Annotated in this window: 22 protein-coding genes; 10 read left to right on the top strand and 12 right to left on the bottom strand. The window is 54.9% G+C overall.

Annotated features, from left to right (window positions below; all coding sequences use genetic code 11):
- The first annotated feature begins 182 nt into the window (after positions 1-182).
- Together cfa and PHD76_05270 are read left to right on the top strand one after the other, a co-directional pair.
- Entirely contained in the window at positions 183-1,358 is a 1,176-nt protein-coding gene (gene cfa, locus PHD76_05275) for a cyclopropane fatty acyl phospholipid synthase (protein MDD5261244.1), read from the top strand.
- Positions 1,359-1,373: 15 nt separating this feature from the next.
- On the top strand, positions 1,374-1,559 hold the full coding sequence (locus PHD76_05270; protein ID MDD5261243.1) for a hypothetical protein: 186 nt from the start codon (positions 1,374-1,376) through the stop codon (positions 1,557-1,559).
- Between the two features lie 193 nt (positions 1,560-1,752).
- On the opposite strand, the gene PHD76_05265 is transcribed toward PHD76_05270, so the two are convergent.
- The 6 genes from PHD76_05265 to PHD76_05240 all read right to left on the bottom strand — a co-directional run bounded on the left by PHD76_05265 (position 1,753) and on the right by PHD76_05240 (position 5,352).
- Positions 1,753-2,172 carry a PIN domain-containing protein gene (locus PHD76_05265; GenBank protein ID MDD5261242.1) on the bottom strand — a complete coding sequence of 140 codons (420 nt, stop codon included), beginning with the start codon at positions 2,170-2,172 and terminating at the stop codon, positions 1,753-1,755.
- Positions 2,159-2,407, bottom strand: coding sequence for a type II toxin-antitoxin system prevent-host-death family antitoxin (locus tag PHD76_05260; GenBank protein MDD5261241.1), 249 nt, complete (start codon positions 2,405-2,407; stop codon positions 2,159-2,161). Before PHD76_05260 ends, PHD76_05265 begins: the two co-directional genes overlap by 14 nt.
- Before the next feature lie 99 nt (positions 2,408-2,506).
- Positions 2,507-3,037 carry a TPM domain-containing protein gene (locus tag PHD76_05255; GenBank protein ID MDD5261240.1) on the bottom strand — a complete coding sequence of 177 codons (531 nt, stop codon included), beginning with the start codon at positions 3,035-3,037 and terminating at the stop codon, positions 2,507-2,509.
- A gap of 31 nt (positions 3,038-3,068) precedes the next feature.
- The gene (locus PHD76_05250) at positions 3,069-3,857 is read right to left on the bottom strand and encodes a TPM domain-containing protein (protein MDD5261239.1); all 789 of its coding nucleotides are present in this window, start codon (positions 3,855-3,857) and stop codon (positions 3,069-3,071) included.
- A gap of 27 nt (positions 3,858-3,884) precedes the next feature.
- A complete protein-coding gene (locus tag PHD76_05245; GenBank protein ID MDD5261238.1) occupies positions 3,885-4,514 on the bottom strand; it encodes a LemA family protein in 630 nt (209 codons plus the stop codon).
- Between the two features lie 148 nt (positions 4,515-4,662).
- A complete protein-coding gene (locus PHD76_05240) occupies positions 4,663-5,352 on the bottom strand; it encodes a transporter substrate-binding domain-containing protein (GenBank protein ID MDD5261237.1) in 690 nt (229 codons plus the stop codon).
- A gap of 299 nt (positions 5,353-5,651) precedes the next feature.
- On the opposite strand from PHD76_05240, the gene PHD76_05235 reads away from it, so the two are divergent.
- Both PHD76_05235 and PHD76_05230 read left to right on the top strand, forming a co-directional pair.
- The gene (locus tag PHD76_05235) at positions 5,652-6,179 is read left to right on the top strand and encodes a GNAT family N-acetyltransferase (protein MDD5261236.1); all 528 of its coding nucleotides are present in this window, start codon (positions 5,652-5,654) and stop codon (positions 6,177-6,179) included.
- Positions 6,180-6,510: 331 nt separating this feature from the next.
- Positions 6,511-7,935, top strand: coding sequence for a dihydrolipoyl dehydrogenase (locus tag PHD76_05230; GenBank protein ID MDD5261235.1), 1,425 nt, complete (start codon positions 6,511-6,513; stop codon positions 7,933-7,935).
- Between the two features lie 215 nt (positions 7,936-8,150).
- Here the strand turns inward: PHD76_05230 and PHD76_05225 are convergent, their stop codons facing one another.
- The 3 genes from PHD76_05225 to PHD76_05215 form a co-directional block, all read right to left on the bottom strand.
- Positions 8,151-9,506, bottom strand: a complete 1,356-nt coding sequence (locus PHD76_05225; GenBank protein ID MDD5261234.1) for a hypothetical protein — start codon at positions 9,504-9,506, stop codon at positions 8,151-8,153.
- 239 nt (positions 9,507-9,745) lie between these two features.
- Positions 9,746-10,735: a 2-enoyl thioester reductase domain-containing protein gene (locus tag PHD76_05220; protein ID MDD5261233.1), complete on the bottom strand. Its 990-nt coding sequence runs from the start codon at positions 10,733-10,735 to the stop codon at positions 9,746-9,748.
- Between the two features lie 39 nt (positions 10,736-10,774).
- A complete protein-coding gene (locus tag PHD76_05215) occupies positions 10,775-11,026 on the bottom strand; it encodes a glutaredoxin domain-containing protein (GenBank protein ID MDD5261232.1) in 252 nt (83 codons plus the stop codon).
- A 164-nt stretch (positions 11,027-11,190) separates the two neighbouring features.
- Between PHD76_05215 and PHD76_05210 the strand changes: the two genes are divergently transcribed.
- On the top strand, positions 11,191-12,378 hold the full coding sequence (locus PHD76_05210) for a KamA family radical SAM protein (protein ID MDD5261231.1): 1,188 nt from the start codon (positions 11,191-11,193) through the stop codon (positions 12,376-12,378).
- Between the two features lie 242 nt (positions 12,379-12,620).
- Here PHD76_05210 and PHD76_05205 read toward each other — a convergent pair whose 3' ends face one another.
- From PHD76_05205 to PHD76_05195, 3 genes are read right to left on the bottom strand one after another with little or no spacing between them, the layout of a single operon-like run.
- Entirely contained in the window at positions 12,621-14,186 is a 1,566-nt protein-coding gene (locus PHD76_05205; protein MDD5261230.1) for a response regulator, read from the bottom strand.
- A 2-nt stretch (positions 14,187-14,188) separates the two neighbouring features.
- A complete protein-coding gene (locus tag PHD76_05200; protein ID MDD5261229.1) occupies positions 14,189-14,638 on the bottom strand; it encodes a response regulator in 450 nt (149 codons plus the stop codon).
- Positions 14,635-15,840 (bottom strand): ATP-binding protein, encoded by a 1,206-nt coding sequence (locus PHD76_05195; protein MDD5261228.1) that lies wholly within the window; start codon positions 15,838-15,840, stop codon positions 14,635-14,637. Before PHD76_05195 ends, PHD76_05200 begins: the two co-directional genes overlap by 4 nt.
- Before the next feature lie 218 nt (positions 15,841-16,058).
- On the opposite strand from PHD76_05195, the gene PHD76_05190 reads away from it, so the two are divergent.
- From PHD76_05190 to PHD76_05170, 5 genes are read left to right on the top strand one after another with little or no spacing between them, the layout of a single operon-like run.
- A complete protein-coding gene (locus tag PHD76_05190) occupies positions 16,059-17,012 on the top strand; it encodes a CPBP family intramembrane metalloprotease (protein ID MDD5261227.1) in 954 nt (317 codons plus the stop codon).
- Positions 16,984-17,652, top strand: coding sequence for a ComF family protein (locus PHD76_05185; GenBank protein MDD5261226.1), 669 nt, complete (start codon positions 16,984-16,986; stop codon positions 17,650-17,652). The genes PHD76_05190 and PHD76_05185 overlap by 29 nt, the downstream gene beginning before the upstream one ends.
- A 2-nt stretch (positions 17,653-17,654) precedes the next feature.
- Positions 17,655-18,506, top strand: coding sequence for an acetyl-CoA carboxylase, carboxyltransferase subunit beta (gene accD / locus PHD76_05180; protein MDD5261225.1), 852 nt, complete (start codon positions 17,655-17,657; stop codon positions 18,504-18,506).
- A gap of 16 nt (positions 18,507-18,522) precedes the next feature.
- Positions 18,523-19,806 (top strand): bifunctional folylpolyglutamate synthase/dihydrofolate synthase, encoded by a 1,284-nt coding sequence (locus tag PHD76_05175; protein ID MDD5261224.1) that lies wholly within the window; start codon positions 18,523-18,525, stop codon positions 19,804-19,806.
- Entirely contained in the window at positions 19,799-20,476 is a 678-nt protein-coding gene (locus PHD76_05170) for an HAD-IA family hydrolase (GenBank protein MDD5261223.1), read from the top strand. The genes PHD76_05175 and PHD76_05170 overlap by 8 nt, the downstream gene beginning before the upstream one ends.
- The last annotated feature ends 3 nt before the right edge of the window (positions 20,477-20,479 follow it).

Here is a 20,479-nt window from a genome sequence, read left to right as displayed (position 1 = left end):
ACAAAACCGTGAACAATCACGCAAAACAGAATCTGATATAACCGTCAGACTGGCAAGGTCTTGCAAGAATTTGAAAAACCTTGAAAAAAGCGCTTGCCCCTTATGAGTCCCCTGCTCTAACCATTGAGCTACAGGCCCATTAAAGGGTCAAGGTAGCTGTCGGAAATTTTTCGACAAGTGGAATGATGCAAATCATCAAGCACAGCCATTTCGGGGTCTCCGAACTCCCGGCGCGATGGCCTTGGGCGGAGGCGATGCTTCGTGAGATATTCGAGTCTGCCGACATTCGAATCGGCGGTGGACGTCCGTGGGACATTCAGGTCCATAATGACCGGTTCTACCGGCGGGTTTTGGCCGATGGACTCCTCGGCTTCGGCGAAGCCTATATGGAGGGATGGTGGGACTGTGATGCCATTGATGAAATGTGTTTTCGGGCCAAGCGCGCGAATCTTGAAAAACATTGGGGGAGCAATGTTCGTGTGCTGATGGCGGTAGCGCTTTCGGCAGTGATCAATTTGCAAAGCAAGAGCCGGTCCCGTCTTGTGGGGGAACGGCATTACGACCTGGGCAACGACTTTTTCGAAGCCATGCTGGGCCCGACGATGCAGTATTCCTGCGCGTATTTCCAAAACACCGCCGATCTTGACGAAGCCCAGCGGTTGAAAATGGATTTGATCTGCCGAAAGCTCGATCTTCGGCCCGGCATGCGTTTGCTCGACATCGGCTGTGGTTGGGGCGGATTGGCGAAATACGCGGCGCAGCGGTATGGCTGCACGGTCATTGGCATCACGATTTCAAAGCAGCAGCAAAGCTATGGCGAAGAGTTCTGCCGCGGTTTGCCTGTTGAAATCCGTTTGCAGGACTACCGCGATGTTTCGGAACCCTTCGACCGCATTGTGAGCGTGGGGATGTTGGAGCATGTCGGGTACAAAAATTATCGCCATTATATGAAAGCCGCCGACCGTTGTTTGAAGGACGACGGCCTTTTTCTTTGCCACACCATAGCGGATATTGAATCCATTCCACGTCCCGATCCCTGGATCTCAGAATACATTTTCCCGAATTCCATATTGCCTTCGGCGTCGCTGGTGGCGCGGGCTGCGGAGGGCTTGTTCGTCCTCGAAGACACCCATAATTTCGGCGCGTACTATGATCCAACCCTGCTTGCGTGGGAAAACAGGTTTCGCAAATCATGGCAGCGCTTTGAAAACCGTTTTGGCGGGCGCTTTTACAGGATGTGGCGGTATTACCTGCTTGGGTGCGCGGGCGCATTCCGAGCGCGGGGTATTCAACTTTACCAATTTGTTTTTTCCAAAGGAGGTCTTGTACATGGCTATGTCCCGATCCGGGCATGTTAGCCGGATTTGAAATTCATGTTGCGTGACTTTAGCCCGGATGTTTCACACGCTTCTGAAATCCCGGGCAAAGTGTCCTGCTCCAAAGTGTGGCAGAAACCGAGTGTGTGGCAACATCCGGGCTACAAGCAAAACCGCCTGAATGGGTATTTTGTTTTGATTTTTGAATTGGAACCGCCTTATTTTGAGGCGGTTTTGCAATAACCTGCATATGCTCAGCACATGTCTTGCCGCTGTTACGTCCCGGCGCTAACAGGTTGACCATTGAAATGAGTATGAAATATGCAGGTTAGGCCTTGCGGAACATAATAGTACTCCATGAGCAAGACACTTTCCAAGCCCGACGGCTCAGCGGCTGAATTGTGCATCTATCAATTTTAACCGCACCGGTGTTGTTTCAGGCTTTTAATAGCGGAACAAAGCCGGCCTGGCGGAAATGGTGGTCGGTGGTAAAGGCATCGCGGATTTTCAGTTCATTCATGAGAGCGAAGCTCACGCAATCGGTGAAGGACCATTCCTTGTCATGGTGTTTGCGGAAAACAGAAGCGGCGGCCTGAAACCGTTCAGAATCGACCCACTCCAAGCGAAGGATTTCGCTGGCTTGCATCGCATCGAGAAAGCTGCATGCGGCAGCGTGGCTGTGACGTACCCGTAATAATGTGACAGTTTCATCCACTATATAATCGGTCGTCAGGAAGCGTCGTTTATGGTGTGCCAATTCTTGTTGTAGGCGGACGGCTGAGCCGTGGTATTCATCCGCAGCGTCCCAAAGCGCAAGAAAGCCCGCGCTGTCCATGAATACATCAGCGGCGGCCATAGAGGATCGCATCAATATCTGCGTGGCGGGTTTTGCCCTTGGGACTGGGCTTGGCGCGGGCGCCAATTGTAAGGAAGGGGTCGTTGAGCGGCGATTGGGATGCCGTGGCATGAATTGGCTCCAGTCGAGCGGCGGGCCTGCCGCGATGGGAAAGCAGCATGCGCTCGCCTTTGGCCAGGCGTTTGAGGATGCCTGCGGCATTCCGGCGAAATTCCAGCATGGTCACGGTTTTCATCAAGTTGAAGTTTAAGTTGAAGTTTAAGTTGAAGTTGACTTTGCGTCAAGTCCGGGATGCAGAGATAAACAATTTTGGGCACACAAACAGCAACGCTTTTCAGGATGTCCGGCGTAACTTCCGTTTTTGCTTTTTTCCAGGTTTTCCTGCCGGTGACGGTTTTCGGCGTTTGCTGGCAACTTTTGCAGAGCGCGCGTTTTCCTCTATGATGTCGCGCCGGCCTTTTCGGTTCTGCGCTGTGGCTGCCGGGAAATGGTTCTTATAGGCTTGCCCCACCTTGTTAAGGACGGCGAGGAGACCCTCGGTGTAGCGGGCCTCCTTGAAATGTTCGGCCAGAATAACCATCAGATCATCCCACCACTTTTGACCGACTTTTTCATGTAAAGCGGTACCGCCCACAACCGCGAACTTCTGTGATTCGGGCGCCACAAAAATCAAAAGGCTGTTCTTCCCGCCGACGCTTTTCAAATGAAGCTTCCCAAACGCTTTATGCGCCGCGGCAAGTGGGTCATTCGTCCGGCGATGGCTGATCAACAGTACGATGTCGCCTGTGGTCCCTTGTTCTGCCGCGCGGATTGCGTGCAACACGCGCTCATGTTCGACGCCGTTAAGAAAATGTTTGAGTTTCATGAGATGGATCTCGTCTGATTGGCAAATCGCATCACCAGCCGCCGCCTGCGCCTCCGCCTCCGGAACAGCCGCCACCCCCGCTGAATCCACCGCCACCACCCCCGCCGCCGAATCCTCCTCCCCAGCCTCCACCGCCACTTCTTCCATAACTGCTGCCGGTATAAATGAAGGGCGAACCGCCTCCCAGCCTAGGGAGAATGGCTATAATGAAAAAAAGTATCAGCAGAAGGCCAAGTATCGGCGGAAAACCGCTATTGCCAGAAGTACGTTGCTCCGCCCGCGTCTGTCCGGTGCCGTGATACTCGCCCTTGGTGGCGGCCAGCATCGCGTTGACCCCGGCCCGAATTCCGCCGGAATAATCGTTTTGCCGGAAGCGCGGCGCAATTTCGCGGGTGATAATGGTCTTGCAAATGGCGTCGGGCAGCGCGCCTTCCAGTCCGCGGCCGGTGCTGATGAACATTTTATGGTCCTGGACGAAAACAAAAAGAACCGCGCCGTTATCGCGGCCTTTTTGGCCCACGCCCCAGGTGTTAAACGTGTCGGTCGCGTACTGGGCGATTTCCGCGCCCTCGGGCAGCCGGGGATAAATCGCGACCACGATCTGATTTGACGTGCTGCGCTCAAAATCGACGAGTTGCTGGTTGATGGCTGTTGCGGTTGCCGTGTCCACGACGCCTGCCTGGTCGTTGAAATAGCGAAGAGGCTTGGGTGGAAGATTCTGGGCGTGGAGCGCAGATCCGGCGCCGACACTCAAGAGAAGGGTGGCAAATAACGCAATCCGTGCAAGGAAAGCCCTATGAATGATTAATCGCAAACTCATGATTAAAAATTCATCGTGGCAGTGGCATTATTTGCGGCTGTTGAAATCAAAATGCACGGGCGGGGGAACTTCGTTGCCTTCTTTTGCCTGGAAATAAGGCCGCGGCGTGAACCCGAACATTCCCGCCAGGACAACTCCGGGGAATTGCTGGACGGCTGTGTTGTAGCTTTGGGCTGCCACGTTGAAATGATTGCGGGCGGTGGTGATCCGGTTTTCCGTGCCTTCCAATTGCGCCTGCAGGTTTTGGAAATTCTCATTGGCTTTCAATTCGGGGTAGCGTTCGGAAACGACCAGAAGGCGGGACAGCGCATTTCCCAGCCCGGCCTGGGCTTGTTCAAAGGCCTGGAGCTTGGCTGGATCGGAGGGGGCCTGATTCGGGTCGAGGCGCATCTGGCCGACGCTGGCGCGGGCCTGGATGATGTCCGTCAGGGTCGATTTCTCGAAATTGGCAGCGCCGGAAACGGTCTGGACGAGATTGGGAATCAGGTCGGCGCGGCGTTGGTATTGGTTTTGGACCTCGGCCCACTGGGCATCCACGCCCTGTTTGAGGCCTACCATACTGTTATAACTACCCACCGCCCAGCCGGCAAGGACCAGGCCCAGAAGCACGATTGCGGCAATAATCAGCCCGATTCCGCCGAGAATATATTTGCTCATAATATGCAGGGTTGAATGAGCGTGCCCGGCTTGGTTTGGACAGGCGCCGCTCTTATGGGGAAAAGGATAGGTTTGAATCCGCTGATGGCAAGCCCGCAACTACGGAGGGCGGGGGCTCATTTTGGCTCACGAACAAGGATATGCCGCATCAAAACACAAACGGAATGCCGAGTTCCTTGAAAGCGTCCTTTTGTTGTTTCAGGTATTTGTCTCCCAATTTTTCAAAACCGCCCTGCCTGCGAAAATCCGCCAGGAAGGCGTTGATGCGCGCTTTCAAAGGATCGTTTTTGCGCAGGCCGATGGCCCAGAATTCGGTTTGAATGGGGGTGAGGATGGCTTTGAGATGCGCCGGGTCCTTCTGCCAGTGTTCAAAAACCGACATCTGGTCGTAAATAAAAGCGTCCGCCTTGCCTTGGGAAACTTCAAGCACTGCGGCGGATTCCTTGTCGAAAACCAGAATCTGGGCCTTGGGAAAGCGTTTGCTGGCAAACAGATGTCCCGTGGTGCCTTTTTTTACGGCAATTCTTTTCCCGGGCTGTTCGAGATCGGAGGCAGTTTGCAAGCCGGAAGATTTCGGAACGAGAAGGCAGAGCCCCGTGGTGAGGTAGGGCTCGGAAAAATCAATCGCCGTGGCGCGTTCGGGCGTGGCCGTCATGGACGAAATGACGAGGTCGATTTTTTTTGTTTGAAGGGCGGGGATGAGGCCGTCAAAGGAAGTGTTTTGGATCTCGACGCTGCGCTGCAGGCTATGGCCCAGGGCTTGCGCCAACTCAACGCTCACGCCCGAGGGGCGGCCCTGGACATCGGTCATTTCGAACGGCGGATAGGAAAGTTCCATGCCGACCTTGAGGGGAGGAAGCTCCGGTACAGCGCGGGAGCTTGCCGTAAAAGCAAGGAGGCAGAAGGCGATGAAGATAAGGCGCAATAGCCTGCATGCCCCCAGCACTTGCTTTCCTGCCTGCAGACAAGAAAAAGAAGCGGCGTGATTTTCCAGGAGTCTGTGAGACATGCAGGCTAAGGTAATGGATGGTGTGATATCTGCAAAACCATTTTTGGCGCTTTAGGTTATGCACAGGCGCGGCGGTTGTTTTAAGGAAAACCCTTGCCAATTGTTAATTGCGTTACAAACTTTACTGGATGTACAAGCCTGATTGGATTCGTTTTAGTTGGGAACTCAAAAGTCTGCCGGCAAAGGAACCGAAACTGAACGGCGGATTCGTAATAAGAAAGGCCGAGGAGGATGAGCGGGAGGAAGTTTACAATGTTGTAGAACGCTCCTATCTGGCTGAGCTGGCCTGGGGCATCGCCAGCCTGGAGCGATTGGCCGAATTGAAGGAGGCCATTCTCAAGGGCATGGGCGAAAAGGACTTCCGGGTTTTGATTGTGGAGGATGGCAAACGCATCATCGGGGCCAGCGCCTTGCTGACCGATCCCACCGCGCCGCGCCAATTGGTGAGCGGAATTTGCGTGATGGAAGAATACCGCTGCCGCGGGGCCGGAACGGCGTTGCTCTGGCAAAGCCTGAAATTGCTGGCCGATGAAGGCCTGGATACCGCCTCGGTTGTCACGCGCAGCAATGTCCCCGCCTGCAAGTTTCTTTACACGAAATTCACCAGCCGCCGCGAACGGGTTGAGGAAATGCCGGTGCTCAAGCAATTTGCCTGAATAGTGAATAAAAGAACACGTTCCTAACGCCAAGGGTCCTCCAAAGGACGGATTCGTCCGGTGTGCGAACATAAGACGCCAAGGCGCAAACACTTTTTTACAGGGAGATCGCAGAGTAACACTGTGGCAAATCACCTCTGTGTAATTTAAATTTCAGATTTTCCAGCTTCGCCACCAAGGTTGTGGAGGCCGAGTAGGCTATGGCAGACAGGCAGGTTTTCAGTTTCAAGTTGCTGCTTTCACCTTCGCGCTTATCCGATTCAACCGTGGTTAAAAATAAGTTTCTTTTGCGGCTTTGCGTCTTGTGCCCTTTGCGTTAAATGTTTTTACCATGACGAGCTTACAGGGTATCAAGGAATACGACGTTGTCGTCATTGGCGGGGGCAGCGGCGGCTATGCGGCGGCGCGCAGCGCAGTGGCATTCGGGGCCAGAACCGCTGTCATCGAGGGTGGAACCCAAGTGGGTGGTTTGTGCATCCTCCGCGGCTGCATGCCGACCAAGGCTCTGCTGGAATCCGCCCACCGTCTTCAGGCCATCCGCCGGGCTGGCGAATTCGGATTGTCAGCCTCAAAGCCCTCGGCCAACTGGAAAAAAATCATTGCGCGCAAAAACCGTCTGATTGAGGACTTTGCCGGGCATCGCCGGGGTCAATTGGAAAAGGGCAATTTCGACTTTATCCGCGGGATGGCGTCGTTTGTCGATGCCAACACGCTTGAAATCCGGTTGAAAGGCGGCGGGAAAAAAATCGTGAGGGGAAAAACTTTCGTGCTGGCAACGGGCTCGGAGGTGGCGGTGCGGGATATTCCCGGATTGAGGGAAACGGGGTTTATCACCAGCGACGAAGCCATCCATTTGGACAAGCCGCTGAAAAGCATCGCGGTATTGGGAGGCGGGGCCGTTGCGTTGGAATTCGCGCAATATTTCCATCATCTTGGTGTCAAGACGACGTTGATCCAGCGCAGCCGGCAGGTGCTGAGATCGCAGGATGCCGATCTGGCCGGCGTGTTGACCGATGTGTTTGCGAAGGAAGGCATGAAGGTCCATTTGGACACGGAATTGGTTAAGATTGAGAAGTCAGGCAAAGGCAAGAAAGTCGTCTTTCGCAAGGGTGGCAAATTGATGTCGGTGGAAGTGCAGGAAATCCTGTATGCCCTGGGCCGGAGGCCTGCGATAGCCGCGTTGGGGCTTGAAAAGGCCGGGGTGAAGATTGAGCAGGGCGCGGTGAAAATTTCACGGACGATGCAGAGCAGCCGGTCTCACATTTTTGCCGCGGGCGATGTCTGCGGGCCGTACGAAGTGGTGCACACGGCCATTGCGCAGGGGGAAACAGCGGCGCGCAACGCCGTGAGATTGTTGAAGGGCGAGGGAGAGAAACGTCTGGAAAAAATGGATTACCGCCTGAAAATGGAGGTGGTTTTCACCGAACCCGAGTTGGCGGCCATTGGGATGTCGGAAAAGGAAGCCGCGCAAGCGGGCAGGGTGGTTCGGGTGGCGAAGTATCCGTTCAACGACCATGGAAAATCGATGATCATGGGGGCGGAGGACGGGTTTGTTAAGATCATTGCCGATGCGAAAAAGGGCGAAATTTTGGGCGCGCAGATTGTGGGGCCGCATGCGTCGGACTTGATTCATGAGTTTGCCGTGGCGATGCACTACCGCGCGACAGTGGGGGAATTTTTGAAGATCCCGCATTATCATCCGACCCTGGCGGAGATTGTGACTTATCCGGCTGAGGAGATCGCACAGGAAATGTAGAATTCAGAATGCAGAATTCAGAAACTGAAAGCAGAAGACTTTTTTACAGGAAGATCGCAATGGAACGCGAAGAGAAACTTAAAAACCGAAAACTGGAACAAAGTTGGCCGCGAAAAGGCGCAAAAGGCGCAAAGAAAATCCAAAACAGATTTTTTTGGATTTAATACAAGCAACCGCTTAGCGCGCTTGGCGTTCTTGGCGCGAAACGGTTTTTGTTATTCCACAGTGTGATAGAGCTCGGGCTTGGAAGCCCAGACCCAGTCGCCCTGGTCCTTGTGCTTTTTATTCACGACTCCGCCGTCGTCTTTTTCATTCCAGCCCACTGAGTAAAGAATAAAATCCTGCTCCCCGACGCGTTTGTAGATGAGCGGCTGGCCGTTGATGATGTCGTGCGGAACGCTGTCGAGATAGGCCGGAACGAGAGCCTGGAGCGAGTCGGGCAGGGTGTGGTATTTCAGCCGGTAGCGTTCCAACGCACAGACAATATCAGCCTCGGAAAGCAGGGTTTGATACTGGCTTGTGCGAATGACTATTCCATCCAACGCGGGGAGGATTAAAATAGTGCTGTAAAGGCGGTAGCACGCTGTAAGCAGGAGATTTCTTCGAGAGTCGGCAACTAGATGATTTTCAGCGCGAATCATAGATGGGAATACTCGATGATTCTTAGGATCAATTGCGGCAATATAGTACTTTTGGATGGTTTCGTTTCCGAATGCGCGGTCAAAATCAGTCCAGCCTTGAGGTCTGAGCCGCAAAAACAGATAGGGGAATGAAATAACATTCGTTTGAGGTTTGGTATTGGACTCGTCGGGGATGGATGAAAAGAGATTTGCTTGCTCTTCGGAGGGCAGGCGAGTGTATTGGTTGAAACTTGCCCGCTCGATACGGAAAGATTCTTGATAAGTTAGTAACGGAGTTTTGTTGTGAAGCAGGGTTTGGACTTCGGCGAGTTGGGTATCAGACCATGAATGCTCGAATAATCCCGTCTGAAACATTCCCAATCCGATGCTGTCTGTGACCAGAGCAACCAAATGACCTATCAGTGTTCTGTTTGAACATGCGGAATCGCAGAGTCGGAAAATGAGTTTTAAGTCATGAAGCGCCTTGTCGCTGTTTCCAATTTTTTGCTCCGCCCCTGCTGACAGTGCCAGCACTTTTGCTGTATTGAGTACGACGCCCACATGAGGAACTTGGGTTGCATAGGGGTCTTTTTTATTGAATGGCCATTGGGCATAGGGGCGGTCCAATGCGACTCGAAGTTCTTCAGTCAAGCTGTCGTACTGCGAAAGATATTTAAGTATGTCCTGAGCTGCGGTCTTTTCGTTGCGGACACCGGTCAAAGCCTCCTGCCAGGCTGTCAAATCAACATCCCTGTTATCAGTGGCAAGCGAAGGCATTTTTTTGCCGGGAAGTGGAGTGAGTTTTAATTTAAGAAGCCGCGCATCTTTATTGTCGGGAAAGAGTTCCTTGAAAATTGGCGCGGCGGCCACGTTTTGCTCGTCGGGCACCGGCGGCGGGAGAAGTTCGTCCAGGGTCAGTCGTTCGCCCTTGGCGCGCAGTTCCTTTTCCACCCGCGCCCATTCGCGAGCCCCGCGCCAATCCTCCTCGGCATAGAAGAGCGCGATCAGAACAATGAAGGCCAGAAGAACAATGCCGGATCGGAAGAGCCATTTTTTGGATTTCATATTCTTACAGCCTCATTTTTAGATCAAAAACACAAACCCCCTTGTCAGGGGGATGGATCAATGGTGGCGCAACCTTCAATGTCTTTGTGTCCTTTGCGATCTTCCTGTAAAAAAGTCTTTTGCTATCAATTGAGCTTTAACAAAATCTTCCCGCCGCGTTTTTCCTGCAAGGCCGCACCGACAGCCGTCTTGGCTTCGGCCAGCGGAAAAATTTTGTCGATGGCGATTTTAAGTTTCCCAGCGGCGAAGAGCATGGCCAGTTCGTTGAACAGCGCGTCGCGTTCGGCAGCCGCTGCGTTTTTGTACCAGCGCGTCATCCAAAATCCGTGAAATGTGATGTTTTTGAAAATCAGAAACCCGTTGGAGAGCTTCAGGGGTTGTTTCGACATCGCGCCGTAGGTCACATGATGGCCGCCGTCGGCCAGGCATTTGGCCAGGAGTGAAGCGCTGTCGCCGCCGACCGCATTCAGCGCCAGGCGTGGCGGCTTCCCTCCGGTCCATTCCTTGATTTTTTTGGAAAGATCCGGGTCTTCGACCGCCACGATATCGCCCCCGAGTTCCCGGAGTTCGGAAACGAGTTCTTCGCGGCGGACCAGGTTGATCGTGCGCCAGCCGAGGGCTTTGGCGATTTGGATGACGGAACGGCCCACGGCCGAATTCGCGGCGTTTTGGATGACCCATTCACCCGGTTGCAATTTGACGGTGTCGTGCAGCATCCGCCAGGCGGTGGGCGGATTGACGTAGATCATCGACGCATTTTCGGGTGAAAGAGATTCGGGCAGGCGGATGCATTCGCTTGCGGGGCAGGTGAGGCGTTGCCGCCAGGTTCCGCGCGAGGCGGGGGGTTTGACGAGGTCGCCTGTTTTGAATCCCGTTACGCCGCTGCCGAGGGACAGTACCTTGCCGCAGCCTTCATTGCCTGCGATGGCCGGGAGGGTGGCTTTGATGCCGTAGGTGCCTTCGAGCATGTTGATGTCGGAAGGATTGATGGAGGCATAGAGCATCTCGATGAGAATTTCACCGGAAGACGGCTGTGGCTGGGGTTCGTTGACGATTTCAAGCACTTCAACGGGGTTTCCGTTGACAGAATAGCGGGCGACCAGGTTGTCTGACATGCCTCCGATGGTAGGAGGCGGTTACCGGGCTGCAAGAGGTTAAATTGCGCCCTCCTTTTTCAGAAAAGCTTCAAGCTCCTCTACACCAAAATCCGCCAGCACCTTGCCATTCCAGCGCAGTGTCGGGGCTTTGCTCTGGCCTGAGACCTTGACCATCTCATTCATGGCGGTGTGGTCGCCCGTGACAACAATTCTCTCGTAGGGAATTTTATGCCGATCCAGGAATTCGGAGGCCTCGTGGCACCAAGGGCAGCCCTCCTTGACATAAAGCCTGGGTTGAACGTTGTTCATAGCATTAAAAGTGAACCCAAAACCCGGACTGCGCAATGCATTACTTGTAACTCATTTGTATTCAATATCTTATATTTTTATCCAAACCCCTATTTTTCTGCTGCCGCAAATTTGACAACGGCAAAGTGAGGGATATCCTTAACACAGCTAACCTTCAACTCGAATTGAGCAGGATACGTTTTAATTCATCATACCCCGGTTTTTGGGGTTCCGTCTCTCCCACAGACTGGAACGACTGGGGCTGGCAATTGCGCCATCGCATCAACTCTCTGGAAGAGTTGGAGCGGTATATGGGCCTGACTCCGGAAGAACGCGCCGGGATCATTTTGACGGGCAGCAAGCTCGCGATGTCGATCACGCCTCATTTTTTCAATCTGATTGATGTGAATGACCCCGACTGCCCGATCCGCCGACAGGTGATTCCCCGGCTGGAGGAATCCACCTATTTGCGGGAAGAGATGGCGGACCCCTGCGGGGAGGACTCGATGATGCCGGTGCCCGGCCTGGTTCACCGCTATCCAGACCGTGTTTTGTTTCTGGTGACGGATCGCTGCGCTTCCTATTGCCGTTATTGCACGCGGAGCCGGGTGGTCAGCGGTGTCGGGGAGCAGGAATTGGAGACGGACTTTGAGGAGGCCTTCCGTTATTTGGAAAAGCATGAAGAGATCCGCGATGTGCTGTTTTCGGGCGGGGACCCGTTGTTGTTGTCGGACGCCAAGCTGGAAAGCCTGCTTTCGCGCGTGCGCAGGATTCCGCACATCGAATTTGTCCGGATCGGTTCGAGGGTGCCTATTTTCCTGCCGCAACGCATCACGCCCGAGTTGTGCGCGATGCTGAAAAAATACCATCCGCTGTGGATCAGCATCCATAGCAACCATCCAAAGGAACTAACCAGCGAGGTCCGCGACGCCCTGGGCCGATTGTCGGACGCCGGCATTCCCCTGGGGAACCAGGCCGTGCTGCTGCGCGGAGTCAACGACGATGCGGATGTCCTGAAGGAGCTTTTGCACAAGCTTCTGATGTGCCGTGTGCGCCCCTATTATCTTTACCAATGTGATTTGATCCGCGGCTCGGCGCATCTGCGCACGACGATCCAGGAGGGGCTGGAGATCATGGATAAACTGCGCGGATTTACGACGGGTTATGCCATTCCGCAATATGTGGTGGACGGACCGGGCGGCGGCGGGAAAATCCCGTTGAATCCGGATTACATTGTGGCCCGCACGGGCGAAAGAATCCTGCTGCGCAATTACAAAGGGGACATCTACGAGTATCCCGAGGCGGGGCCTGAAATCGAGATCGGCGCGGCGCGCAATCACCACACAAGCGAATTTGGCCCTGGGAAGGATTAGGAGTGAGAGGAGGACGGAACCCATTCAGGGTTCAGGATGATTTTTGATTTTACCCAGGGTATCCGCCTCCGCGCAGGCTTCGGCGTGAAACCCTGGGCTGAAGGACGAAACGGCCTTGCCGTTTTAGCCTGCATATTTCATACTCATTTCAATGGTCAACCTGTTAGCGCTTGGACGTAACTGGGAAAGACACGAGCTGGGCTATGCAGGCTATCATGCCATCTTTCAAGGGAGTTGCGTCGTCATGAAACCAACCCCTGGGTTTTTTTGCGCCTTAGAATTGTTGCCACCGAATTCAGCATTTCGTTTGTTTGATAGGGTTTTGCAATAAAGCCGTCGATCCCGATTTCGTCCATGCGTTTTCTAAAGCCGGTTTCGGGATAGCCGCTTGCCACAAGCGTCTTCAAGTCCGGTTTTATCCCCTTTAGAACAGAGCAAAGGGTCAGTCCATCCAGTTTGGGCAGGCCGATGTCCGTAAACACGAGGTCGATTTTATTTCTTTTGCCCTTGAAGAAGCGGATGGCTTCCTCGTCGTCGCCCGCCAGCAGAACGTGGTACCCCTGTGATTCAAAGGCGATCTTTTGGAAACGCAGGATGACCGGCTCGTCCTCGACAATCAAAAGGGTTTCCGTGTGCTGCTTGTCCTGCACGATCAATGTTTTGGGTTGCTGCTGGGGCTCCCGCTTTTTTGCGGTTGGGAAATAGAGCACTACAGTCGTACCCTTGCCAGGCTCCGACTCAATCCGGATCGTGCCGTTGTTGGATTGCATCAGACCGTAAACCACGGGGAGGCCGAGGCCCGTTCCTTTCCCAGGCGCTTTGGTTGTGAAAAAGGGCTCAAAGACATGCGGCAGCACGGCCTGGTCCATGCCGGAGCCGGTGTCGGTGATTTTGAGTCGAATATAGGATTGTTCCGAACTCATATCCAAATCCGGGGGAAGCGGGATATCATCGGCATGGCTCGTTTCCAGTGTGAGCGTACCGCCCTGTGGCATGGCGTCCCTGGCGTTGCTTGCGAGGTTTACCAGGATGCGGTCGATTTGTGCCGGGTCCGCCAAAACGGAGGGCAGTGCCTCATCCAGATGCAGGTTAAATTTGATGTTGCTGGGAAATGCCTCCTTCAACATTTTGACGGTTAATTGGATGCGGTAGTTGAGGTTGGTGGCCTTTTGACGGCCCGGACTTTTGCGGGCAAAAGCCAGCATTTGCCTGATAAGATCCGCGCCGCGGTTCGCCGCATTGTGGATGATGACGGCGATTTCATCGGCCCGTTCCTGATTTCCGGAAAATTCCTTAAGCAAGTGGGCGTGGCCGATGATGATGGTCAGAATGTTATTGAAATCATGAGCGATGCCGCCTGCCAGCGTGCCGATGGCCTCCATGCGCTGCGCCTGTTGGAGGCGCTCCTCAACCAGTTCCAATTGCGTGCGCTTTTCCACCTCGGCAATGGCCCGCAGAACGGCAGGCGTCAGCCGGGAGAGCCGGTGTTTGAGCACATAATCCGTCGCGCCATTGTGCAGGTATTCAATGGCTGTTTCTTCGCCGATGGTTCCGGACACAAAGATGAACGGAATCTGCGGCGCCCAGAGCCGGGCCATCCGCAGCGCCTCCTGTCCGCTGAACGCGGGCAGGGTGCAGTCGGCAAAAATGAGGTCGAATTTTGCGCCGGAAAGGCCGGACTGGAATTCAGGCTGGGTTTCGACGCGCTGGATATCGCAGGAGACGCCGTCTTTGGCAAGTCGCTGTGCGACAAGTTCGCAGTCAGCGGGCGAGTCTTCCAAAAAGAGAATTTTCAGGGGCAGGTTCATATTTATGTTCCGATGGGGCGGTCGGGCGCCGTTTGGTTCACCAAAGCCCAGAATACGCCAAGCCTGTGGATGGCTTCAACGAACTGGGAGAAATCGACCGGTTTCACAACAAAGGCGTTGACCCCGAGGTCATAACTCCGGATCAGATCCTCCTCCTGGGTGGACGAGGTCAGCATAACGACGGGCAGGCGCTTCAAGCCGGGGTCTGATTTGATTTGTTGCAGGACTTCCAGGCCGTCCATCCGGGGCATTTTGAGATCCAGCAACATGACGGAAGGCAGTCCGTTGGGCCGTCCGGCGTGAACGCCCTTCCGGTAGAGATAATCCAACACTTCAGCCCCGTCCCGGACCACATCCACTTCGTTGGCCAATTTGCATTTTCTGAGCGCAGCCAGCGTGAGTTCGATGTCGTTTTCATTGTCCTCCGCAAGAAGAAGCCGCTTGAGGTTCATGATGCGCTCTCCGGTTGTTTTTTGGGCAGGCAGAAATAAAACGTGGCCCCCTGTTCCACCTGGCCCTCCGCCCAGCAGCGGCCCCCGTGGCGGTGCAGGATGCGCTGGACGCTCGCAAGGCCGATCCCGGTGCCTTCAAATTTTTGGGTGTTGTGAAGGCGCTGGAATACCCCGAAAAGTTTGGAGGCATAGCGCATGTCAAATCCGACCCCGTTGTCGCGCACATAAAACACGACATCATCGGTGACCGGGGTGTTGGCGCTGGAAAAATGCCGGCCTATTTCAATCGTGGCCTCAAAGCGCGTCTGCGTGTATTTGACGGCATTCGATATCAAATTAATCCACACCTGCCGCAGCAAAGCCGGATCTCCTTCCACGGAGGGAAGCTCTCCGATTTTCCAGAAAATTTTGCGCCCGCGTGTTTCCGGCTCCATTTGATGGATGGCTTCGTCCACAAGTTTCCGCATTTCAAAGCGGATGGGTTGCAGCGACGAGCGTCCAAGACGGCTGAACTCCAGCAGGTCGTCGATCAACTGGCTCATTTTACGCGCCGAATTGGAGATGACGTCCATGTGGCGGCGGCTCACGGGGTCTGATTCCAATGCGGGGTTGCTTTTCAGCAGGTCGATGAATCCGTCAATATGCCGCAGCGGCGCCCGCAAGTCGTGTGAGACCGAATAGCTGAAGGCTTCGAGTTCGTCATTGGCGGCTTCCAACAGTGCGGCCTGCTTCCTCAAATGCTGGTTGAGTTTTTGGACGGCCTCGGAGGCTTTTTTGTGCTCGTGAATTTCGCACTGGAGGGCCTCGTTGGTTTCCTTCAACTGGCGCGGACTGGGGAGGACGATCACCTTGGGCATGAGCCGGATCAAAAGCACCGCGGAGATGAGCGAGGAAACGGCTGTTAGCGCTTTTGTCAGGCCGGACAGCCAGTAGTCCGGGTGCCAGATGTTCCAGATTTCCATGAGATGCGTCATGCCACAACTGAGGATGAAGATGGCAAACGAGATGTAGATCCAATCGAATTCCACGTCCTTCCGGCGCGAGACAAAATAAACAAGGGTGATCGGGATCGAGTAATAGGACAGGGCGATGAGGCCGTCGGAAACCACGTGCAGCCAGATCAGGGCGGGGTTCCAAAGGTAGCAATGGCCGTGGGGCATAAAGTTGTTGTTGGAAAACAACTGGTTGAAAAAATCGCTCATGAATCCCGCCCCTGTGTGAATTTTACGAAGGCAAGGGTATTGCGGTTTGACACTAGAAAACATCCGCCGTCCTGATTCCAGAAAACCTGGGAATTCAGGAGCGCCATGCCCAGAGCATAGTCATGAAACAAATCCAGCATGAGGTCTCTCACAAAGTCTTTCCCAAGCAGTGCTTGTGCTTCACCGACCCCGGCTTCGAATCAAGCCTAAGTCGATATATGGCAGTGGCAAGCAGCAATGCGCCTGCGTCCTCATTAAGCGTTGCACTTGGCGGGGCTGGAACGCAGAATCCGCCCATGCGCCGGGTGATCGTTTCCCTCCTTTTCTATTTTTGCGCCATTGTACTGCTGAGCATATTGCTGACACCGCCAATCTGGTGGCTGGTGGATCATTTCTCGCACGGCCACGTTCCGGTGAAACGGGTGTTCAATCGGACGCTGATGGTTGCGGCAATGGCACTGCTCTGGCCTCTGGCCCGCTATTTAAAACTTGCGGACTGGAGGCGTTGCGGATTGTTCTTTCAAGCCTACGCCTTTAGCTGCGTGTGGCCCTGGTTTGCTCTCGGCTGCTCCTCCATTGCTGTGTTGTATGCGGGGCAGGGCATGGCCGGGCTCATGATCTGGCAGCCGCATCTGAATTGGCGCAATCTGGCCGGCTATGGCTTGAGCGCCGTTCTGGTGGCCTTACTGGAGGAAACCATGTTTCGCGGTGTCCTTTTTCTGGCGTTTCTCAGGAGAAACCCAACTGGCAACATTGTGCAGGCGTTGTTGGGTTCCGTTTTTTTTGCCACGGCCCATTTTTTGAAAGCTGAAAATCCTTCTCTCCCGGTGAGTTGGGGTACGGGGCTCGAAATCTGGCATGGCATGGCTTTGCATTTGCTCAACCCGCGGGAATTTTTCATGCACTGGCTGACACTATTTCTAGCCGGGTTGCTGCTTTGCGCCGTTGCATGGCGCTACGGGCATCTTTGGGCGGCCATGGGCCTTCACGCGGGCTGGGTTTTTTCCCTGAAAACATTCAATCAACTGGTGGAAAATCGCCCCTCGGACGCCGGGCCGTGGTTTTCCCGGGATGTCATGGCCGGAGCATGGGCGGATATAGTGTTGATTGTCTTGTTAGTTCTGGTATTGAACTTCCGCCGGAATGAAACTCTGGATCGAAAGCTTTCTTAATCTGCTTTACCCCGAAGCGCCCCTCGAGGGGGATTTGACCCCGGTTCGGGAGCCTTTTTGTTTTCTCTGCGGAGAGCCCTTTCAGGGGGAACTGAACGAGGAAAGCATTTGCAGCAATTGCCGCAACCGGAGATGGTATCTGAAATGCGCTCGGGCGCCCTACCGGGCCGAAGGGCCGGTGCGGGAACTGATTCATAGATTTAAATACGACCAGCAGTTTCACCATCTCAGGAAACTTTCGGCATGGCTGATCGAGGGCTATGAACGCTTTTACCGGAATGCGCAGGAGCGCTGCGACGCGCTGGTGCCGGTGCCGCTCTACCCGGTCCGCAGGCGGGAGAGGGGCTTTAATCAGGCCGAGGAATTGGCCGGCGTGCTCGGAAAACATGCCGGGTTGCCGGTCTGGAAAGCCCTGGAACGCATCCGGGCAACCGACACCCAGGCGAACTTGCGGCGCAGCGAGCGTCTGCGGAACCAGGCCGGGGCCTATGCATTAAAGAGGGGGTTTGACGTTGCCGGAGCCAGGCTGCTAATCATAGATGATGTGTTTACAACAGGGGCCACGATCAATGCCTGCGCCCAAGTTCTGCATAAGGCGGGGGCGCGCCGCATTGATGCTCTAACCGTTGCACGAGGCTGACCATGTCCAATTTTGAGAAACCCCAATACTCTCCCAAAAGCTCCATCCGCACCAAAAAGAAGGAAATCCCGGAAGGGCTTTGGACCAAGTGCCCCTCCTGCGGCGATGTGCTGTTCAACAAGGAGTTGGAAACCAATCTCATGGTCTGCGCCAAATGCAGCCATCACATGACCTTGCCGGCCATGCGCCGCTTGGAGAGCTTTTGCGATCCGGAAACGTTTGAGGAACTCGACGGCAATTTGAAATCGGTCGATGTTTTGAAATTTACCGGCGTGACCAGCTATGCCGAGCGCTTGAAAAATTACCGGGAAAAAACCGGAATGAACGAGGCCGTGATTGCAGGTTGGGGCAGGCTGGATGGAATGCGGGTTTCGATCGCGGCCATGGAATTTAATTTTTTGGGCGGCAGCATGGGTTCCGTCGTTGGTGAGAAGATCACCCGGGCCATTGAGCGCGGCGTGGAGTCAAAAAGGCCGGTCGTGATTTTTTCTGCATCGGGCGGCGCGCGCATGTATGAGGGCATGTACAGCCTGATGCAAATGGCCAAGACCAGCGGGGCCCTGGCCAAACTGGCTGAAAAAAAGCAGCCGTTTATTTCCGTCCTGACCAATCCCACCATGGCCGGTGTCATGGCGAGCTTTGCCTCGCTTGGGGATCTCATTGTGGCCGAGCCCCGGGCCATGATCGGATTCGCCGGCGCCCGGGTCATCAAGGAAACCACCCAGCAGGAGCTTCCGCCGGGTTTCCAGACCTCCGAGTTTCTTTTGGAGCGCGGGTTGATCGACCATATTATAGACCGCAAAAATATGCGCCCCATGCTCTCAAAAATCCTCCGTTCCTTTGGTTGCAAATAGCTGAGGCGACAAATCCTTGACCTACCGAGACAGCATCGACTGGCTTTTCAACCTGCAGAAGTCGGGTGTGAAGCTGGGCCTCGACAATATGCGGCATCTCTGCCGCGCGATTGGAGATCCTCAACACAGGCTCAAATTTGTCCACATTGCCGGCACCAACGGCAAGGGTTCGTGTTCGGCATTCCTGGAATCCATTTTACGGCAGGCCGGTTACCGGGTCGGTTTGTTCACATCGCCGCACTTGGTGGAATTTGTGGAGCGCATCCAGGTGGATCGTGCGCCGATGTCGCGCGAGGAATTGGTGCGTCAGATTGGTTATTTTATGCGCGTGGTGGAGGACTGCCGGGCTGAGGGGGTTGAACCGACATTTTTCGAAGTGGCCACGGCCATGGCTTTTCGATGTTTCAAGGAAGCGGGGGTGGATATTGTGGTGCTGGAGACGGGGCTCGGAGGGCGGCTCGACTCATCCAATGTTGTGGAGCCGGAGTGCTGCTTGATTACGAGCATTGGCTACGATCACATGAATTACCTGGGCGACACGATCGAGTCGATTGCGGCCGAAAAGGCGGGGATTCTGAAAACGGGGCGCCCGGTTGTTTATCCTGCGTCGCTGCCCCCGGAGGCTGGGCGGGTGCTTTGTTCCCGAGCGAAGGAACTCGGCTGTCCGATTGTAGTTTCCGGCCGGCCCGGCAAAGTTTTTGCCGACCAAGGCAGCGGCCTGCTGGAGTTTGAGTCGGATGGGCATGGCTATCAGATCGGGCTCAAGGGTTCCTATCAACCCGATAACGCGATTTTGGTGTTGAAGGCCTGTGACGCGCTGGAAACGCTGGGCTGGAAAATTCCGCAACAGACAAAAGTGCGTGGCTTGTTGCAGGCGAAATGGCCGGGGCGCTTTGAAATCATTGCAAAAAATCCGCCGCTTGTCGTGGATGGCGCGCATAACCCGGACGGATTGAGGCTGGCCCTGGAGTCCTGGACGCTTTGGTGCGGCGCCGGGCCGGAAGAAATTGTGTTCGGCTGCCTGGCGGACAAGGATGTGGAGGGCATGATCCGGCTCATCGACCGTCCGGGGACATCTGTGCGCCTGGCGGCGCTGGCTTCGCCTCGAACGGCCTCGTTGGAGGAAATGCGCCGCAGCTTTCACCGGGCCGAGGTGTCGATGCACGCGGACGTGCGCGGCGCACTGGAGCGGGCGCGGGCAGGGGGAGGGGGGGTGCTGGTGACCGGGTCTCTTTATCTGACTGGCCAGGTTCTGGCGCTACTCCATGATAGAGAGCATGAGGTGCCGCTCAATGGCTAACCGGATTCGAGTCGTCTTTTTTGACGCAGGCGGGACGCTGATACGGACTGCGGCGCCCGTGGGTCATTACTACGCGTTGGTGGCTTCCCATTATGGATTGCATGCGGATGAGGAGGCCTTGCAGAAGGAGTTCAAACGGGCCTGGCAGGAAATGAAACCGCGCGACCCGGTGCAGGGCGCCCGTGTCATGGATGACCAGGCTTGGTGGAAAGGATTGGTCCGGCGCAGTTGGCGGGGCCAGGGGATGCCCGATGATTTTCCATTTGAAGACTACTTTCAGGAGGTCTATGCGATGTTTGCCAGGCCCGAGTTGTGGAGAATTTATCCGGACGCGCTGCTGGCCTTGGAAAAACTGCATGGCATGGGTTTGCGTTGCGGGGTGCTTTCGAATTGGGACCGGCGTTTGCGCGGGATATTGGAAGGGCTGGATTTGAGCCGGCATTTTGAGCATCTGGTGATTTCGAGCGAAGTGGGCGTAGAAAAACCGCACCCGCTGATTTTTCAGCGCGCGCAGGAATTGTTTGGGATCCGGGCGTCGGAGGCGTTGTTGTTGGGGGACGACGATTTGTTTGATGGAGAAGGCGGGCGGCGGGCGGGCTGGCGCTTGGGGCTGTTGCAGCGTCCTGAAACCGACCTAATGGATGTATTAGATAAAATCGATATGTTGTGACTC

This window comes from Candidatus Methylacidiphilales bacterium (assembly GCA_028713655.1).
GTDB lineage: Bacteria > Verrucomicrobiota > Verrucomicrobiia > Methylacidiphilales > JAAUTS01 > JAQTNW01.
This window is presented reverse-complemented; position numbering and strand designations above follow the sequence as displayed.

Excerpts from the sequence above, each read along its gene's own strand:
- cfa (MDD5261244.1), top strand. The coding sequence starts at position 183 with ATGATGCAAATCATCAAGCACAGCCATTTCGGGGTCTCCGAACTCCCG.
- PHD76_05270 (MDD5261243.1), top strand. The coding sequence starts at position 1,374 with ATGTTGCGTGACTTTAGCCCGGATGTTTCACACGCTTCTGAAATCCCG.
- PHD76_05265 (MDD5261242.1), bottom strand. The coding sequence starts at position 2,172 with ATGGCCGCCGCTGATGTATTCATGGACAGCGCGGGCTTTCTTGCGCTT.
- PHD76_05260 (MDD5261241.1), bottom strand. The coding sequence starts at position 2,407 with ATGAAAACCGTGACCATGCTGGAATTTCGCCGGAATGCCGCAGGCATC.
- PHD76_05255 (MDD5261240.1), bottom strand. The coding sequence starts at position 3,037 with ATGAAACTCAAACATTTTCTTAACGGCGTCGAACATGAGCGCGTGTTG.
- PHD76_05250 (MDD5261239.1), bottom strand. The coding sequence starts at position 3,857 with ATGAGTTTGCGATTAATCATTCATAGGGCTTTCCTTGCACGGATTGCG.
- PHD76_05245 (MDD5261238.1), bottom strand. The coding sequence starts at position 4,514 with ATGAGCAAATATATTCTCGGCGGAATCGGGCTGATTATTGCCGCAATC.
- PHD76_05240 (MDD5261237.1), bottom strand. The coding sequence starts at position 5,352 with ATGGAACTTTCCTATCCGCCGTTCGAAATGACCGATGTCCAGGGCCGC.
- PHD76_05235 (MDD5261236.1), top strand. The coding sequence starts at position 5,652 with ATGTACAAGCCTGATTGGATTCGTTTTAGTTGGGAACTCAAAAGTCTG.
- PHD76_05230 (MDD5261235.1), top strand. The coding sequence starts at position 6,511 with ATGACGAGCTTACAGGGTATCAAGGAATACGACGTTGTCGTCATTGGC.
- PHD76_05220 (MDD5261233.1), bottom strand. The coding sequence starts at position 10,735 with ATGTCAGACAACCTGGTCGCCCGCTATTCTGTCAACGGAAACCCCGTT.
- PHD76_05215 (MDD5261232.1), bottom strand. The coding sequence starts at position 11,026 with ATGAACAACGTTCAACCCAGGCTTTATGTCAAGGAGGGCTGCCCTTGG.
- PHD76_05205 (MDD5261230.1), bottom strand. The coding sequence starts at position 14,186 with ATGAACCTGCCCCTGAAAATTCTCTTTTTGGAAGACTCGCCCGCTGAC.
- PHD76_05200 (MDD5261229.1), bottom strand. The coding sequence starts at position 14,638 with ATGAACCTCAAGCGGCTTCTTCTTGCGGAGGACAATGAAAACGACATC.
- PHD76_05195 (MDD5261228.1), bottom strand. The coding sequence starts at position 15,840 with ATGAGCGATTTTTTCAACCAGTTGTTTTCCAACAACAACTTTATGCCC.
- PHD76_05190 (MDD5261227.1), top strand. The coding sequence starts at position 16,059 with ATGGCAGTGGCAAGCAGCAATGCGCCTGCGTCCTCATTAAGCGTTGCA.
- PHD76_05185 (MDD5261226.1), top strand. The coding sequence starts at position 16,984 with ATGAAACTCTGGATCGAAAGCTTTCTTAATCTGCTTTACCCCGAAGCG.
- accD (MDD5261225.1), top strand. The coding sequence starts at position 17,655 with ATGTCCAATTTTGAGAAACCCCAATACTCTCCCAAAAGCTCCATCCGC.
- PHD76_05170 (MDD5261223.1), top strand. The coding sequence starts at position 19,799 with ATGGCTAACCGGATTCGAGTCGTCTTTTTTGACGCAGGCGGGACGCTG.